This is a genomic window from Gilliamella sp. HK2 (genome assembly GCF_001690265.1).
Taxonomy (GTDB): domain Bacteria; phylum Pseudomonadota; class Gammaproteobacteria; order Enterobacterales; family Orbaceae; genus Gilliamella; species Gilliamella apicola_C.
This window is the reverse complement of the sequence record NZ_LZGV01000045.1, coordinates 25,908-40,870: the sequence shown is the minus strand read 5'-3', so window position 1 is coordinate 40,870 and position 14,963 is coordinate 25,908. Positions and strand designations below refer to the sequence as shown.

24 protein-coding genes are annotated in these 14,963 nt (G+C 36.8%); 1 reads left to right on the top strand and 23 read right to left on the bottom strand.

What is annotated here, in order from left to right; translation table 11 throughout:
- From A9G45_RS04250 to A9G45_RS04155, 22 genes are all read right to left on the bottom strand, one after another.
- The coding region (locus tag A9G45_RS04250) for a hypothetical protein (protein ID WP_141673596.1) at positions 1-530 on the bottom strand (530 nt) is incomplete at its 3' end.
- 39 nt (positions 531-569) lie between these two features.
- The gene (locus A9G45_RS04245) at positions 570-926 is read right to left on the bottom strand and encodes a DUF2513 domain-containing protein (RefSeq protein WP_065568164.1); all 357 of its coding nucleotides are present in this window, start codon (positions 924-926) and stop codon (positions 570-572) included.
- A gap of 81 nt (positions 927-1,007) precedes the next feature.
- Positions 1,008-1,265, bottom strand: coding sequence for a DUF1799 domain-containing protein (locus A9G45_RS04240; protein WP_081297819.1), 258 nt, complete (start codon positions 1,263-1,265; stop codon positions 1,008-1,010).
- Between the two features lie 47 nt (positions 1,266-1,312).
- Complete coding sequence (locus tag A9G45_RS04235) at positions 1,313-1,624, bottom strand: phage tail assembly chaperone (protein ID WP_034910063.1); 312 nt, start codon at positions 1,622-1,624, stop codon at positions 1,313-1,315.
- 10 nt (positions 1,625-1,634) lie between these two features.
- Positions 1,635-2,294: a phage tail protein gene (locus A9G45_RS04230; RefSeq protein WP_065568166.1), complete on the bottom strand. Its 660-nt coding sequence runs from the start codon at positions 2,292-2,294 to the stop codon at positions 1,635-1,637.
- A gap of 20 nt (positions 2,295-2,314) precedes the next feature.
- Positions 2,315-2,722: a DUF4128 domain-containing protein gene (locus A9G45_RS04225; RefSeq protein WP_081297818.1), complete on the bottom strand. Its 408-nt coding sequence runs from the start codon at positions 2,720-2,722 to the stop codon at positions 2,315-2,317.
- Between the two features lie 3 nt (positions 2,723-2,725).
- Positions 2,726-3,175 (bottom strand): hypothetical protein, encoded by a 450-nt coding sequence (locus tag A9G45_RS04220; RefSeq protein ID WP_065568167.1) that lies wholly within the window; start codon positions 3,173-3,175, stop codon positions 2,726-2,728.
- Positions 3,176-3,529, bottom strand: coding sequence for a hypothetical protein (locus tag A9G45_RS04215; RefSeq protein WP_065568168.1), 354 nt, complete (start codon positions 3,527-3,529; stop codon positions 3,176-3,178).
- The gene (locus A9G45_RS04210; RefSeq protein ID WP_065568169.1) at positions 3,529-4,008 is read right to left on the bottom strand and encodes a DnaT-like ssDNA-binding protein; all 480 of its coding nucleotides are present in this window, start codon (positions 4,006-4,008) and stop codon (positions 3,529-3,531) included. Before A9G45_RS04210 ends, A9G45_RS04215 begins: the two co-directional genes overlap by 1 nt.
- A gap of 34 nt (positions 4,009-4,042) precedes the next feature.
- Positions 4,043-5,041, bottom strand: coding sequence for a major capsid protein (locus A9G45_RS04205; protein ID WP_065568170.1), 999 nt, complete (start codon positions 5,039-5,041; stop codon positions 4,043-4,045).
- 14 nt (positions 5,042-5,055) lie between these two features.
- The gene (locus tag A9G45_RS04200; RefSeq protein ID WP_065568171.1) at positions 5,056-5,823 is read right to left on the bottom strand and encodes a hypothetical protein; all 768 of its coding nucleotides are present in this window, start codon (positions 5,821-5,823) and stop codon (positions 5,056-5,058) included.
- A gap of 80 nt (positions 5,824-5,903) precedes the next feature.
- Entirely contained in the window at positions 5,904-6,977 is a 1,074-nt protein-coding gene (locus A9G45_RS04195; protein WP_065568172.1) for a hypothetical protein, read from the bottom strand.
- A gap of 8 nt (positions 6,978-6,985) precedes the next feature.
- Positions 6,986-8,362, bottom strand: a complete 1,377-nt coding sequence (locus A9G45_RS04190) for a DUF4055 domain-containing protein (RefSeq protein WP_065568173.1) — start codon at positions 8,360-8,362, stop codon at positions 6,986-6,988.
- On the bottom strand, positions 8,362-9,633 hold the full coding sequence (locus tag A9G45_RS04185; protein WP_081297817.1) for a terminase large subunit domain-containing protein: 1,272 nt from the start codon (positions 9,631-9,633) through the stop codon (positions 8,362-8,364). Before A9G45_RS04185 ends, A9G45_RS04190 begins: the two co-directional genes overlap by 1 nt.
- The gene (locus A9G45_RS14070; RefSeq protein WP_065568175.1) at positions 9,626-10,219 is read right to left on the bottom strand and encodes an HGGxSTG domain-containing protein; all 594 of its coding nucleotides are present in this window, start codon (positions 10,217-10,219) and stop codon (positions 9,626-9,628) included. Before A9G45_RS14070 ends, A9G45_RS04185 begins: the two co-directional genes overlap by 8 nt.
- Positions 10,220-10,439: 220 nt before the next feature.
- Positions 10,440-10,748 carry a hypothetical protein gene (locus A9G45_RS04175; RefSeq protein WP_065568176.1) on the bottom strand — a complete coding sequence of 103 codons (309 nt, stop codon included), beginning with the start codon at positions 10,746-10,748 and terminating at the stop codon, positions 10,440-10,442.
- Positions 10,749-10,787: 39 nt separating this feature from the next.
- The gene (lysC, locus tag A9G45_RS14930) at positions 10,788-11,042 is read right to left on the bottom strand and encodes an Rz1-like lysis system protein LysC (RefSeq protein ID WP_442902875.1); all 255 of its coding nucleotides are present in this window, start codon (positions 11,040-11,042) and stop codon (positions 10,788-10,790) included.
- Positions 10,990-11,319, bottom strand: coding sequence for a DUF2570 domain-containing protein (locus A9G45_RS04170; protein ID WP_065568177.1), 330 nt, complete (start codon positions 11,317-11,319; stop codon positions 10,990-10,992). The genes lysC and A9G45_RS04170 overlap by 53 nt, the downstream gene beginning before the upstream one ends.
- Before the next feature lie 67 nt (positions 11,320-11,386).
- Entirely contained in the window at positions 11,387-11,920 is a 534-nt protein-coding gene (locus A9G45_RS04165) for a lysozyme (RefSeq protein ID WP_065568178.1), read from the bottom strand.
- On the bottom strand, positions 11,880-12,104 hold the full coding sequence (locus A9G45_RS13750; protein WP_081297816.1) for a phage holin family protein: 225 nt from the start codon (positions 12,102-12,104) through the stop codon (positions 11,880-11,882). Before A9G45_RS13750 ends, A9G45_RS04165 begins: the two co-directional genes overlap by 41 nt.
- 166 nt (positions 12,105-12,270) lie before the next feature.
- The gene (locus A9G45_RS04160) at positions 12,271-12,828 is read right to left on the bottom strand and encodes a hypothetical protein (RefSeq protein WP_065568179.1); all 558 of its coding nucleotides are present in this window, start codon (positions 12,826-12,828) and stop codon (positions 12,271-12,273) included.
- A 6-nt stretch (positions 12,829-12,834) separates the two neighbouring features.
- Complete coding sequence (locus tag A9G45_RS04155) at positions 12,835-13,749, bottom strand: hypothetical protein (RefSeq protein ID WP_065568180.1); 915 nt, start codon at positions 13,747-13,749, stop codon at positions 12,835-12,837.
- Positions 13,750-14,064: 315 nt separating this feature from the next.
- Here A9G45_RS04155 and A9G45_RS04150 point away from each other — a divergent pair, with 315 nt between their 5' ends.
- A complete protein-coding gene (locus A9G45_RS04150) occupies positions 14,065-14,256 on the top strand; it encodes a hypothetical protein (RefSeq protein WP_065568181.1) in 192 nt (63 codons plus the stop codon).
- 126 nt (positions 14,257-14,382) lie between these two features.
- Here A9G45_RS04150 and A9G45_RS04145 read toward each other — a convergent pair whose 3' ends face one another.
- Positions 14,383-14,718 carry an antiterminator Q family protein gene (locus A9G45_RS04145; RefSeq protein ID WP_065568182.1) on the bottom strand — a complete coding sequence of 112 codons (336 nt, stop codon included), beginning with the start codon at positions 14,716-14,718 and terminating at the stop codon, positions 14,383-14,385.
- Between the last annotated feature and the right edge of the window lie 245 nt (positions 14,719-14,963).

Genomic DNA, 14,963 nt, shown 5'->3' with positions numbered 1-14,963 from the left:
TTATTATATTCTATGTTTTCAAATATTAATTTTTGTTCACTTGCAATTTTCTCATCTGGAACTTTTAAATTTTCTTTTAAAAAGTCTCGTAAGGTTTCATTTGTGCCTTTAGTTACTTTGCAAAGGATTGTAATATCATCAACTATAATTAAGTCATTTGGGTTGCCCGCCTCAATAATTGCAACTCTTGGCAAGAGGAAATTATTGAGTTCGGTAATGTAGGCAACCAAATATTTTGTTTTAGATAATTTGTAGTTGTGAGTTGTGAAATTCTTAAAATAAGCTTTTTTAGCTAAAGATATAAAAATATCAGTAGAGTTCATTTTTGCTTTACATACCATGGATTTAAAATCATCTAGTATCTCTACATAGCCCATACCTGTAACACCAAAGCATTTGCAATCAACAATCTTTTTTGTATCATCAGAGACAACATAAGAACTAAGTCCATCAGCACCAAGCATCACCGCCCTTTTGTCCGCGGCTAATACTACATATTCACCTAAATTTGCTGCTATTATCATGGTCATTGGTATGTTCTCATTCTATTCCTGTAATATTGAATCGTCTTATGAAAAAAGATTCATAACCATATAAGATGCCGCTGATTTAACAGTATCAAATGTTAATTCTAATCCTTTATCTTTTACTATTTTTTTAATTTTATTCCAATTAGTGTCGCTTCTAATATTATCTAAAAATTCATGCCCCGCTAATGTTAGCTCTTGTGCATAATATTCGTAACGCATATCATCACTACTAGCGTCAATAGCGTCGATTAATCTGGCATCACTTAGTAATTTTAAGTGATAACCAACGAATTCAGGATTGTAACCATCAATAGAAAAGGATGATATATGCATGTCAGAAGGAGCTTCTTCAATGGCAATCATTATTTTTCTGACTAATTCCCAATCTCTTTTCATATTTACTCCGAAATCCAACCTATTTTATTTATTAATTAGTTTATTAATTAACTTATTTTAAAACAACTGATTTTTCGCCAGTTATTTAACTTTATTTATTAATTTCAGGGCTTCACTTTCCATTATTTGAATATCATTAAAAATAGTCTCGTTTTCAGCTATATTGTTAACTTTCATAACCCATGGCAAACAATTGTAATCAAGCCCTGTAACGCCACCCATGCTTGTGCGCCACTGGGTGGACATTGACTTGAATAACTTAAAAGCATCTAAATTATCTTGCCATATTTCTACATACTCATCAGCGTAATCGTCTTCAGTTAGACCGAATGCCGCCAATTCATCTTTTGATGGCTCGGGGGTATATAGAGCAATGGCAAGTTCAATTAGTTTTTTTCGCGCTGACCTAACATTTCTTTATAGTATGTATCGGTTATCGCACGCCAAGCAGCAGGATAGTTATTTAATAAGATTTGCATGTTTTCTTGATTAAATTCTTCATCCAAGCTCCAGCCTTGAACTATTTTCATGACAAGATCGACGATTTGTTTATCTTTAACTTCATCTTCAAGTTTAGCGAGCTTATCTGCTGAGTAATGTTTAAAAGTGAGTTCGATTTGCCCGTCCTCTTGACCTGCTCGAGGAATTAAAACATTACATTTAAACGTTGGTTCTGCGACTAATTTAAATTTTGCCATTTAGTTATCCTTATTTATCTTTGTAAAATGTGATTGCGGGTGATTCGACTGTTGTATTGATTTTTACAGTTTCAATTTCGTTAATAGCTGTTTCAGGTGTTGGGTCAAATGACACACGTACAGCGTCATAGCGAGTTTCTTTTGCTTTCGGTACATACATTTTCATTGCTACCACATCGTTCGTCTGATCTAATTCCTGCAATAGCGGATAGATCGGCAAAGAGCTGTCATGAGCAATAGTAAAGCTTTTGCTTTTTGCTGATTTAATGGTTGGTAATTGTCGTTCTGTATCATCATCCAAAAATTGAATTTGAACAAATTGTTGTTCACCGCCCTCAGTAGCAACTTCTTTTACCTGTGGCAATCGTTCCCACGCTGTAATTTTGGTTAATGTTCCACTACCTTCATCAGCAGGAAATGCACTGACATTTGTCGTGTTAATATTGCCAAGAATGACTTCTAAATTATTAACTTTCGATACTTTCGCAACCGCATTATTTAATTTTGTCCAACCCGAAGTAATTAGAACCTCATCGCCAACCACAAGTCCGTGATTCGTTTTCAATGTAACGACCGCTTCTTTGGCGTTTGTAATAGTTTCAAATGCTAAAGCCTCACCTTTTGATTTTTGCACGTAAACACGTGCGCCGTTAGGTAATGCAAAACCCATAATTAAAACTCCTAATTTAATTAAATTAACGTATCAGCACGGTAATTCATGCTAATTGGTATGGTGTAAGTGGTTTTATCCGTGATAGCTGGATAAACGCTTGGTATTGAGTTGATGTAAAGTGAAAAATTATCTTTGGTTAACTCTGTATTGAGTTTGAAATGCCTAATAATCGCTTCTGATATCTGCTGAGAGTGTGATTTACCAGTGTTAATTGGAGCAACTACGCTAACTTGGTAAACTCCTTTGTAAATCCTTGAATTACCGCCCAAATCAAAGCTGGTTGTGATTGCTGGCAATACGTTGGATTTTAAGTAGATTTCGTCATTAGGTGTTGCTTCGATGTTTTCATAAATGATTGGTAAACCTAGCTGGTTGGCAATGATATCTAAATGCGATTCGAGCAATTCTGAAATTGTCGAAATCAATTATTAACCTCCTTTTGTGGCGTTTTCAAAATGAACTTGAGCATTTAGTGCGGCGACCCTGACAATACCGTTAGGCGCTTGTTTAGAGTGTCCAAACTCTAATCTCACACTGTAAGGTAGGTTGTTAGTAAAGTAGATTGACTGAACACCATTTGTATACCGCCCAATCTGCTCGATACCATCTTTTAACGTGTCCATTCCTGATGGATCAATTCTATCTAGTTCAACAGATGCAGGCACATTAAAGGTAACTTGCCAGTTACCACGAAAACGTCCACCGACATAGCCTTTGGGTGCATAACCTTGCCATAATTCAGACTGTCCTACCGGTGACATTCTGATAATGTCTTGCAAGATTTCGATACTAGCCTTTTTAACTACAAGCTCATTTTTTGCTTTCGCTTTATCTACAAACGCATTGATAGACGATAGAAAATTTTGGCTATTCGACATTTAAGCTTTCCTCAACTGTGCTTTGTAGCATATGAGAACATCAGCAGGTTTTACGGGATTAGGCTGTTTAATCAGATATTTTTCATCATCAACAGTTACAATATCATTAATTTTCAGCTCAATATTAGCGGCAAAAATCATTTGAATATCTCCAGACTGAATGACTGTTCCGTCAATTTCAATCTGGTTATAGTTAGTTTTTACGCCAATTGCTGTAAACGTTTGATTCCCAGTAATAACTTCCTTGCCGTTAACAATCGAAACTTTGCCTTTTCTTAACACGGAGTATTCAATTCCGTACTTTGACAGAAGCCTTAATGCCGTATTAGATGAACGTTCATAAAAGCTACCCATTACGACCTCTCAGCAATACAATTTATTGAGAATCCACTGCTAACAACCAATCCCCCCAGTATTGACATAACAGATGGATACCGAGGTTTAAATCCAGATTCATCAACTGCATAAGATACCGCAAGCGCACCAGCTAAAGATTCCGATTTTACTGGAGCTTCACGTACACTAGGTAATAAATCACCCGAAATAGCCTCAACAGCTAGCATGCATTGCGCGGTAACAACTTGAACGGGAATGATTCCGCTAGGTAAAAAATAGCTGTCAATGACCATATCTTTTCGAGGAAAAGGTAATGGCTGATCGGGCCGAGCTTTTTGTCCTGCCCAATTTAATCCATTCAAATAATCCATTGCTTTAATGAGTAACGGCTCTTTGTTTTCTGGTAATTGTATACCTCTTGCGTCAGCAAAATTCTCTAAATCATCAGCGCTAGCATAACTATTGAAAGAGTTGGAATTATGATCTGTAGTTATCATTCATCGCTCCAAAAAAGGGCGTAAAGCCCTTATTTTATTTATTACCTTTATTGCCTTTATTGCCGGCTTCTGGCGTCTCTAGACTATATCCAGCCGGCGCTAATTTAATTAAAACACCTGCGGTTGATTTGTTGCTATCAAAGTGTTTTTTCCAGTTAGCGCCGTTGCCAAGCTTGGTTAAGTCTGGGTTCGCGCCTTTTGATGTATCCCAACTATACCCGAGTAAATCAACATTAACTGCACCCTCGGCACGATAACCTATAGCCAAGTTCTCTTGGTCGTTGATGTCGTAAGAACGGAATCCCGGAGCTTGTGATTCAGTGATTTTTACAGCACTTGCAACTAAACCCAAAATTGCATCAACTGGCGCAGAATCAGTAACCAATACAGGTTTACCTAATGTGCCCGGTTGACCGCCATAGACGACAACGCCAGCTTCTTCGTATAGCTTGTTGTCCATTGCCTGATCTACAATGTCAAAATAGGTTGTAGAGTGCATGACAAATAACGCTACGCGATTGAATTTGTCACCGTATTTACGCAGTCCTTTAGTTAATGTTTTCTTCCCATCGGTCGCAATATCTGCGGTTACTGTCATGTCTGTGTTAGCACCAATAGCAGCCATTAGAGAATTGATGGCATATTTAACGTAGCCCTCTAATGTTGCATCTGCCACATCAACGCCGATCACCTCTGAAAATTCAGAAATATCACGCCCACGGCGTTTAAATGCTTCTTCTGTTGTTTCATAGGGTCCATATTTCCACGGTACTTTGACGCCCACAGCTTCGCCTGCGCCGATTTTTTTTCCTGTAATAGATTTGACGGAATTAACATCACGCGGATCAATAGAGCCGTTCACTTTATAGAACGCGCGTTTTCGGAAATCGCCTTCAATTAATTCATTATCAATCAAAATCGCCCCGTTTGATGCGGTATTGAACACATCAAGATTATCTTGGCGTCGTTCCAAAAAAGCAGTTTGTGCTAAATCATCATAAATAATTAAATCTGTATTTACTGTTGTTGCCATTATTTAACTTCCTCTTAATCTTTTGGTAATTTTAAATATGCTTGTTGACCATGCTTCTGGATGTAATTGTGTTTTTCCGTACTGGTCATTTTTGAACGGACTAGATTTGCGCCACCCGATTTGTGCCCTCCACTTCCTGTGCCTTCGGCTCGAGGAAATAAATGAGGAGCGTTATCTTTTAATGATTCCACCCACTCTTGAGGTGTTAATGGAGTTTTACCATCTTTTCCAAGTAGTGGTTCACCATCTTGTCCTACTGCGACAGCCTCGCCGTCATCACTTAAAATAAACATGCCTTTGGCACGTAAACTAATATCTTCTAATGCTTCTGGTAACGCTCCTGCTTTCAATGCCGCATTAGTCATTTTGTTGCTAAGCACAATACTGCTATACTTTTCGACTTTCTTTTGTGCGCTATCAGCTCGTTCTTGTTCAGCTTTTAACTTTTTATCAAACTCATTTCTAAATCGCTCAGTTCGCTTACTTAAAACTTCGTCGATCTTGCCCGCCGAAATCAGTTTTGCTTCTTCGTCATCAGAAAATCGCTGTAAAATCGTTCGTACAGCCTCAGGGTCAATCCCTTCAAACTGCTTAAGTTTTTCTGACAATACCTTTTGCTTACCTAGTAATTCGGTGTTTTTATTCTTTAAGCCTTGCGTGTTTTCGGCGACCGCTTTATCAATTAGGGCTTGCACTTCTGGGGTGATTGTTGCGCCGCCGCCAGCATCGCCGCCTTCTTGCGCTTCTGAATAAAACTTTCGGTTGATTTCTCTAAATAACATAATTTTTCCTTAGGACTTTGAATTTTGCTCTTAAAATAAAAAAGGCCGCGTATAGCGACCTTGTAGATGTTAATGAATATTTACTTATCTATTGTTTTGTTTAACTCATTGATTGTTAAAAGATGCCCATCACGAGTAAAGAATTTTTCTGGTGTAATCTCGCCACTTCTTAATAACCTAGCTCGTTCCACCCCCAATATCTGCTCCTGCCTTTTTTTTGATTGGCTCTTCAACCATTCGAGATATGAGGTTTTAGCAGGAATCTGCCCATCCATTGATGCTCTCGTGCCTGTTGGCGTTTCGTCAATATCAATTCCAAGTTCTCGATAGCTTTTCAGAATAAATGTTTCAACAGAACGACAACAAAAGTGAAGTCTGCCGGGACCATCGCCATACGGAATATCATGATCAATAGGTTTGTTGTCCAGTGAATAAACCTTTAAGTCGCGGATCATGCACATCGGAGTGGTGCTAGTATCTAGCGTAGATAACCATTGTTTTCCTTTTATCAAATCACTATTGGCTTGACCGAACTCATTACGAGATAGCGCAGCAGTATGAGATATAGCAGAATGAATTAATGATGATACGTTTCTCTTACTCGTTTCTAAAACGCCATCTTTATAATTGTTCTTTTTAGTACCTCTCACTCTCCTAATAATCTGTTCGGTGGTTTCACCTGTTGCATAACCAGTTCTAACGGCATTGGTAACACGTTTAAGCCTATCATCCTCAATATTGCTCACCCATTCACACAACAAACGCCCCTGAAAAGGCTTGGTTTTTACCGCTGTAAATAATTGATTTGGCGATATTTGCATAAGTGGATATTTAGCTAAAACATTATCTGGTAGCAATGATTCAAATAGTGAATATTGGTAATGACTGTCATGCTCACAAAATAAATTCAATTCACCAAATAAGTAATCAGAAAATGAATTTAATGATTTAACACTACTGAGCATTGATTCTAGCCGTGATATTTTAAATTCACTGGCTGTCATATCCTCTAATGCTACATAAAGCTGCGCTGTTAATTGTTTATCAACAATATTCAGCAATTTTAATGATTCTTTTATTAGGTTATTTTCATAACCAACAAGATTCACACGATGAAAAATGGCCTCATCACGAAGCCTTTTATTGATTGTCATAAATTACCTCATAGTTGAGGTTCAGCGTCTTTCAGCTCTTGCATTACATCATTAGGGTCAGCACTAGGATCAATTAGGTCTATTTTTTGCATTGCACGAACCATATCTTCGTCACGAATAGCACCAGATTGCCATGAACTTACAATCGATGTGATCATGCCTGAATCTGCCACTTTAGCTATAAACTCCTGATTAATAGAGTAAATCGCATCATCCGCCGCTAACCCTAAATAATGAGCACACCATTTAATAGCGATAGTGTAAGCCTCAGAGACATTTGAACAACAAATGCCAAGTACCGATGTCGATGCCGTTTGATCTCCGTTTGCTTGAGTTGCGGTTTTTACAGAGGAATTCTGCTCAATTAATCTCGCGCCAAGCGCAACCATGTAATCTCGCTTAGTGTCCATACCTTCCTTTGCAAGCGTGTTGGGCTGCGCTTGTGCATAAACAAAATTACCACCTTGAGGGAGCAACAAAGGAGCGCGAGAACCCAACTTAATACCATTCTTTTGCAAAAAATCGCGCCATTCCGTATCCAGTCCGCTTATTGCAGGCTGAACCTGACCGCAAAAGAACAAACTATCTTCATAATCAGCACTATTACGATAGTGTCCTAAATTGATTTCAATTAATGAAGATAAAGGGGAATCATCAATTGTTGGGTCGTTGTTTTGAGCGCCTACGAAAGTGAAAGGTATTTCTTCCCATTTCCCCTTCCCTGCTGGCGTTGGTTTGTACTCGGAACTTATCTCATATGGACCACTAGAGCTATCACTTTTTCGCCTCCACACTCGACAAATAAACGCGCTATCTTCTAGTGCTAATTCTCTGTATTGCGTGATGTCTTTAAAACCATACCCGTCGGGAATTTCTACAACCTCACGAAGAACAACAAGGACTAATTTATCTTTCCCATTAATTCGTTCAGTGCGCCAGTTGATGATGTCTTCAGCTTTATACGTCAATATCACGGTTTCATTAGAATCAGAATTATAATCAACATATAACCCATGTCTGCCGACCTCTAACACTGATTCGAGTGTTGACTGTGATTGTTGATAAATGCTGGTTCCTGCACCATCCGCGTTGATTTTGAGATAGTCTAATTTATCAGGCACGCTAACAACAGGATCTTTTCGAAAAGCCATACCGATTAATCCGATTTTGCTATGCCCAGTAATATTATAAAAAACGGCTCTGGACACATAATCTTGGTTGCGCTTTTTGTTTCGCTCACTTTTGTCAGTTGGATCTAAAAAAGGTAAATACTGATTACCTTTTGATTTTATTACTTCAGCGCCAGCACAAACATCTCGCATTTTTTCCCAGTTGATTGATGCCTGTTTGAACTCCGGCCGAATAAAGGTGATGTCATTATTCATTAGAATGTTGTTTCCATTTGAATTGTGAAGGCTGGTTTAACTATTGGGTAATCTTTCACTATGAAATACCCGGCAGCGTCATTTGGATGGTCGTTATCCGATGATTTATCAGGCTCTCCATTACTTGCCCAAGCCTGTTCTTCGAGGCATTCAACATACCGCTTACACTTGTTCGTATTTATTAAATACCGACGTTCACCATCAGCATTTAACAGCATGGCATTCATAGCATTTATCCGATCTTTAACTGGAGGATTTGACGCGTTCACAATTACCGTGAAGCCTGCCTCTCGAAGTTGAGCTATATCGGTTTTGCTCGCCTTAACCGTTTTTCTTGAATCACCTGACGCATCGGGATAAATATATATTTCACGGCTTTTAATGTAATTATTGCCGTTGTATTTCCAATATCGTTCTTTGATTGCATTAATGATTGCAGGCGTGTCATAGATATTGATCAGCTCATCAACAGCAATTGGGCGACCATCTCTCTTAATGTGAACAATTCCAACCATTTTGCCAACATTAAAATCCATGCCGATATATAACGTATCTTTATCCGTCATATCCTCATCTGAATGATTTAATTTGCGGTTAAATTGATGGTAAATAGTCCCTGTTTTCAGATTAACAAATTGCCCATTTATATAAGCATCAATAAGTTGAGCTGGATATGATTTTCTGAGCGAATCAACGTAATCACTCGGCAAGAACGGGTTAGACAAGGTTGATGCTTGAATCATCCTATAGCCATCCTCTGGGTTTTTCTTCCATTTCTCATAAACGAAATTAAACCCCTCAGGCGTAGTGTATGCACTAACTCTATTAAATGGATTAGACAACCCTTTAGGCTTCTGTCTATTACGCGCAATGATTTTAACCCAAGCTTCTTGGGCTTTTAGTTTTTTAAGGGTGTCAATTTCGTCAACATGTGCCCTGTATGATTCATAACCGATGATTCTAGCTGGATTATCTAACGTTCTTAAAACAAAATCACCAATACCACCAGATGATGTATAGATTATATTTTCAGACTTGTTGTATTTATACCTAATACCGTATTCATTAAGTTTATCCTCCATTCGAGGAGCCAATATTAACCTAATCAGATCATAGGTTGGCTCGTACAACGCTATCAAAGCATCACTAGAACTTCTCGCATCTCGAAAAGCCGAGATTGCAAGAGTTTCCGTTTTGCCAGTACCAAAACCACCAACAAAAGCAGGATACTTACAGCTAAGATTAAAAAACTCAGCTTGCGGCTCAGTCATTGTGATTTGTATTTTTCGACCTGACAATGACAACCTCCATTTCAGTGATTGGCTCATCCTTAGATACGTTTATGATCGCGTCCGAAAGCTCTTTATTTTCAAGCTGTTTTCTCTCAACATCTAACGACATTTGCACAAGTGATGCCCGTCTAATTTCGAGTGATTCGATTCTTGCAGTCAATCTATCAATGATTGATACATAATCTCGACGCTTGAACTGCTTCACCCTAACAATTTCATCGTTATCAGGAAATCCACTAATAATCGCCGGTGATTCAGAATAAGAATCAAGCTCAAGCTGTTCTATTTGTTCCTGCTGTTCAGCTTCGGCTTTTAACGCTCTCATTAACCGAATTTTAGTTAATCTAAGCTCATCATCAAGCGAGCCTAGCTCAAGCTCTGCCGATATTTGTCTTTCTTCTGCTGTGAAGAATTGAGAATAAATACCACCAGCCTTTAAGTTGTTTTTATTACCCTTTGGGGCGCCAGTTGATTTACCGCCATGCATTCGACACCTGCCGTTTGTCATAGCTTTAGATTTACACGGGCTACCACTACGGGTTTTTGCCCCGCACAAGTGAGCCATTTATAACCTCTAAAATTGATTGCATGGGGTTGAATTTAAAAAAGCCATTAGAAATGAGTTTTAGTCACACAGGGAACCAGTCAAGAGAGGTAACCATGACAACCATCTGGTGCCCTCTAAAACTCATTCCTAAGTGGCTCTTATTGTTAATTGCCGTGTGATGGCAAATTTCAGACATAAAAAAACCGCAATTAAGCGGTTTGATTGAGAATATATTCTATTATTTTTTCATGTTCTTTCTAATAAACTCTGCTGTTATAATTCCCGCTGCTACTTTTACTAGACTGGTTGTTGAGTCAAAAATATCTTTACCGCATTTAGGACAAAGTTCATCATCATAAAAATCCCCTCCAACAGTATAATTATGACAACCAGGCCATCGACAAACATAAATAACCTCATGACAAGAAGGGCATTCGCATTTATCCCTTCTTAATATATTTTCCTCAATAACTATTGCTGAAACACGATTTCCACAATAAGGACAATTTCCCATTGCTTTCGTCTTAGTCTTATTTTCTAGTTCCATAATTTAACTCCTCACTGAATAGATTTGTTAAATTATATTTTATTTCCACAAAAAGTTAAGGGGTTTATATTTCTTATTACTAACCTCCATTATTGCTTTTTTATCCGCATTGCACTGCCTAAGCTCGTTTAATAACTCAGTGTACAAAACAGGGCACTGTCCCCACGTGATTCGTTTATCAATATGAGGCTCGTTATTTGGCTGTGTTAGTGATGCAGGGATATTGCATTGATAAACGTACTTAGTTTTTACCGTTCCGCATCCAATTAATAACGCTGTCAGGCATATACTCATTAGCACATTGATTATTTTTAAGCGCATCTTTCATTTGCTCTTGAAGTTGTTTAATTGACATAGCGTCTTGAGCTTTTTCTTGCTCTCGTTGCGCTATAATTTGATTGTTTTTAGCAATATCCTGGGTCAACTGTTCGATTTTTCCGAACAGTTCAGCTTTATCTTTTTGTAGCTGTTTCTTCTCTTGATAATTGTTGTAACCGAAATATATAGTAAAGATAAACGCAACAATGATTAATGCTATGCTTACTATATTCACTTTAGACAATTTGAACATGATGAATCACTCAACAATAACGATACAAATAAAAACCAACCCCAGCCGTTGACATCATTAACAGCCATTATTGAAGCAATGATGAAGCATAAGATAGACATAACGCTTTCTCCTTTTCTCGTCTGATTACTAAGCCATTCAGTACTTTACCCCCTGCTTTAATCCACCTTGGGAATTCATTACAAGCTGCTTTATAATCACCGTTGTTCAAATGTTTATACATTGTTGATTTCCGCATGTTTGAACAACCGCAATTAAACGTAATCGAAGTAACAGCGTCAAAAACGGGTTGAGGCAAATGAAAACCATTAGCGTAGCGATTGACACACCGCTCCGCAGTTTTGATATCACCAACCCAACGCTCCGCTATTTCCTCGTCTGAATAAACCTTCTGCTGAATATTACCCGTTGAGCCGATACCTACTGTTAACACATTAGCAGGACAATAATATGGCTCTCTTGCGCATGATTCAGCGTTACCTATTATTTCAAGTCCCGCTTTGCTCGTTCTGATTTCATCTGAATAATTAGCAATAACAATACCGATGATTACTGAAACACTACAAATCGCACTCGTCGCTATTTTTGTTGTGTTTTTCATAGTATTGTTCTCTCAAGTTTTTTTTATGATAAAAGTCTCGGCGTTTATATACCCAGTTAATAATAAACGTCGCTATTGATAAGATAATACCTACAATAATGGCAATATCATTTAAGCTAAGTGCGCCTAAAAGCGTGCATATAGCGCCCCAGAAATAAGATATCGGTGATGAGTATCTTTCCATTTTAAATATCTTCATATGAGTTAATAAAGTGACAGCGTACTAGCTAAATGTTAGTTATGTGTGTGTCTAGCATTGCTGTCGATTCGATGTTGAGTGAATTACTCAAAATTTGGACATAAAAAAGCCCCCAATTGGGAGCTTTACATGAATCTGGTGTTTCGAAGTGCTAATTTTTTGATATAAGTAAAGAGTGAAGTCTTTTTATGATCATTAAAATGGTTAATAATAAATTTATAGTAACAAAAATTATTGCTGGTAAAAAAAACAAACGACTTATACTTAGTTCTGTTTCGATATAAGGAATGGTTAATACAAACTCACAACTCATTGAATAAAAAAAACATAATACTATTAAAAATAATGATAAAACCATAGAGTAACTGATATTAAAATATAAATCTTGAAGCAATCTAGATTTCAGCTTTAACATTAGATCGTTTTCATTTTTATCACCATTTAATTTCTCAGTAACTTTACCCGCTTGATCATAAACTAAGACAAGTACACTCAACAACAATGCTGTAAATATCGAACCAAAATTAACAAGCAACGAAATAATATCATTACTTAAATTTACCCCCCAAAAACTACACAAGATAGCAATTACCGCTGGTAGAATAAAAAAAGTTACAATATCACTATAACTTAGTCTTTGTGTACTAGCATCATAAAGTGTCTTTATATGTCCTTTAATTAAAGAGCATATATTTATTTTAGCATTCATAATTCATCAACCTATAGATAATCCTGGATACATACGTTGAGCATACTCTTTTACAATTTCTTCACTCCATTTTTGCATAGAGCTAAATACAGGAACGCCATTAGTCATTACAACAGTATCGTCTAGTTCAATTTCGCACAAAACATTCGTTGCTTTCTCGCCAATTCTAAATGTCCTTTTTTTACCATCCAATTCAACGACACTTTTTATTACAGCTGATGTTTCGAAAAGTACTTCGATCGCTTCTAACTTATCACCTTTACCGATGAAATCTCTCAACCGCCCCAAAGATTTATTTTTTTGCGGCTTAATAACCAACTCTTGTTCCTGATGTCCCAACAACGTTAATTGGTCTGTAATATCTTTGCAACCATTAAATTTAGTACATCTAATCTCGGTCATTCTTGCATCCAACCAAGAATTAAGGGCTTTATCATATGATAAAGTATTCATTTGCAACTTCTGTTTAGTTTTACTAGAAAAATACTTTGAAAATAAGGAATAAAATAAAGTTTTCACCCCAGAGCTTCTATAATTAGAAGTTAAAACAATTGCTTCATCAAAGCCAACTGGTATGAAAAAATGCATATAATACTTAATCATTTCAGCATTATTTTCAGCTTTTCGGAAATTGACAAGCCCAGTATCTATATCGATAATATCAGTTTTTATACCATAAGTTCCAACAACAAACCAAACACTTATTGTTCTACTGCCTTGATCAATGAATACGTTTTCAAATCGATAGACTTGTTTTGTATTGTCATTAATCTCATACGATGCATATTTTTTAATAAAATCATCTAAAAGTGTAAATAAATCATACCCCGCAATATCGTCAAGCCGAGAATAGTGGCGCCCTTGAGGTCCCATAATGTTTTTATTATAGCTACGAAATAGATATGGAGAAATTGAGTACATTATTCATACTTATCGTCATTAATAATGTTAAAAGTATAATTCATTTTTAACATATTTCATATATTGAATTTTAAATGAATAATGTTGACTTTTACTGTAGGTTAACCTATAATTATAACCATCAACACGACGTTGATAAAGCAAACCCTCAGCTTTCGATGAGGGCTTAAGGAGAAGAAAAAATGAAATTTTTAATCATATTTCTTCTACTACTTGTAAGTTTTCCGGCTTTTTAAGTAGTATCAAAGGTGGGGCGAAAGCCCTACCGATGTCCTTAAATATATCAATTGACATTTAATAAATCAAGGTAATTTTATGGCAAAATCAATAACAGAAATTCAAGCAAAAAGTGACCAAAAACGAGGAGTTAAAGTAAAAGGCTTTAAACTACACGTTGATGATATCGCATTAATTGAACAAGCAAGTAAAAACCTAGATGTATCACAAGCTCAACTTATTGTTGATGCTGTGAAATTTTACCTTGATAATAAAAAGCCTCTTAATTGAGGCTTTCTTTTAAGTATCTTTATTTGAATGCGTGCTACCGCACTATTTGCATATATTGTTATACGGATATCCGGACAAATCAAGACTTTTTAACAGATCGCCTTAAAATCCGCAATTTTTTTCATACTATCGACCTTTAAAATAGTCTATAACGCGCCCACGGATGAAAAATTCAGCCTCTGATAACATCGCCGTAATTTTATCGGTTCTACAATTTAATAATCTGGCAATGCTCGAACACGATTTTTCATGTATATATATTGATTTTATTAAGCTATGACGTTCGGGGCTATCATTAAATAGCTCAGTCATCGCTTTTTCTACTACATCAACCTCATCATCCAGCAAATATTGCCGATTAGCTATCGGTACGTTGTATATGGTCGGGCGACTAGCATTCGGTAGCCCACTAGCAACAACCGAATTAGACCACATTTTTAATAAAATTTTTGTTTCAATCATATCTCCCCTCTTTACTACATGGTAATTCAATTCGGTTCATTGTCTTTCTCCACAATTCAACGAGTTTGACTCCGGCTGAAAATTTCGGTTCATTTACACACTTCCAGTTAGCGATTGTCCTTTCACTAACTTTAAGATCTTTCGCTAACCTTGACATAGATATTTTATTCCGTTGTAAATCGCTGATGATGATAAACCAATCGATCTTTTTCATCTTTCACCTCCCATTTGCAAAAATTCGCAAA

Excerpts from the sequence above, each read along its gene's own strand:
- A9G45_RS04245 (WP_065568164.1), bottom strand. The coding sequence starts at position 926 with ATGAAAAGAGATTGGGAATTAGTCAGAAAAATAATGATTGCCATTGAA.
- A9G45_RS04235 (WP_034910063.1), bottom strand. The coding sequence starts at position 1,624 with ATGGCAAAATTTAAATTAGTCGCAGAACCAACGTTTAAATGTAATGTT.
- A9G45_RS04230 (WP_065568166.1), bottom strand. The coding sequence starts at position 2,294 with ATGGGTTTTGCATTACCTAACGGCGCACGTGTTTACGTGCAAAAATCA.
- A9G45_RS04220 (WP_065568167.1), bottom strand. The coding sequence starts at position 3,175 with ATGTCGAATAGCCAAAATTTTCTATCGTCTATCAATGCGTTTGTAGAT.
- A9G45_RS04215 (WP_065568168.1), bottom strand. The coding sequence starts at position 3,529 with ATGGGTAGCTTTTATGAACGTTCATCTAATACGGCATTAAGGCTTCTG.
- A9G45_RS04210 (WP_065568169.1), bottom strand. The coding sequence starts at position 4,008 with ATGATAACTACAGATCATAATTCCAACTCTTTCAATAGTTATGCTAGC.
- A9G45_RS04205 (WP_065568170.1), bottom strand. The coding sequence starts at position 5,041 with ATGGCAACAACAGTAAATACAGATTTAATTATTTATGATGATTTAGCA.
- A9G45_RS04200 (WP_065568171.1), bottom strand. The coding sequence starts at position 5,823 with ATGTTATTTAGAGAAATCAACCGAAAGTTTTATTCAGAAGCGCAAGAA.
- A9G45_RS04195 (WP_065568172.1), bottom strand. The coding sequence starts at position 6,977 with ATGACAATCAATAAAAGGCTTCGTGATGAGGCCATTTTTCATCGTGTG.
- A9G45_RS04190 (WP_065568173.1), bottom strand. The coding sequence starts at position 8,362 with ATGAATAATGACATCACCTTTATTCGGCCGGAGTTCAAACAGGCATCA.
- A9G45_RS04185 (WP_081297817.1), bottom strand. The coding sequence starts at position 9,633 with ATGACTGAGCCGCAAGCTGAGTTTTTTAATCTTAGCTGTAAGTATCCT.
- A9G45_RS14070 (WP_065568175.1), bottom strand. The coding sequence starts at position 10,219 with ATGGCTCACTTGTGCGGGGCAAAAACCCGTAGTGGTAGCCCGTGTAAA.
- A9G45_RS04175 (WP_065568176.1), bottom strand. The coding sequence starts at position 10,748 with ATGGAACTAGAAAATAAGACTAAGACGAAAGCAATGGGAAATTGTCCT.
- lysC (WP_442902875.1), bottom strand. The coding sequence starts at position 11,042 with ATGAGTATATGCCTGACAGCGTTATTAATTGGATGCGGAACGGTAAAA.
- A9G45_RS04170 (WP_065568177.1), bottom strand. The coding sequence starts at position 11,319 with ATGTTCAAATTGTCTAAAGTGAATATAGTAAGCATAGCATTAATCATT.
- A9G45_RS04165 (WP_065568178.1), bottom strand. The coding sequence starts at position 11,920 with ATGAAAAACACAACAAAAATAGCGACGAGTGCGATTTGTAGTGTTTCA.
- A9G45_RS13750 (WP_081297816.1), bottom strand. The coding sequence starts at position 12,104 with ATGGAAAGATACTCATCACCGATATCTTATTTCTGGGGCGCTATATGC.
- A9G45_RS04160 (WP_065568179.1), bottom strand. The coding sequence starts at position 12,828 with ATGAATGCTAAAATAAATATATGCTCTTTAATTAAAGGACATATAAAG.
- A9G45_RS04155 (WP_065568180.1), bottom strand. The coding sequence starts at position 13,749 with ATGTACTCAATTTCTCCATATCTATTTCGTAGCTATAATAAAAACATT.
- A9G45_RS04150 (WP_065568181.1), top strand. The coding sequence starts at position 14,065 with ATGGCAAAATCAATAACAGAAATTCAAGCAAAAAGTGACCAAAAACGA.
- A9G45_RS04145 (WP_065568182.1), bottom strand. The coding sequence starts at position 14,718 with ATGATTGAAACAAAAATTTTATTAAAAATGTGGTCTAATTCGGTTGTT.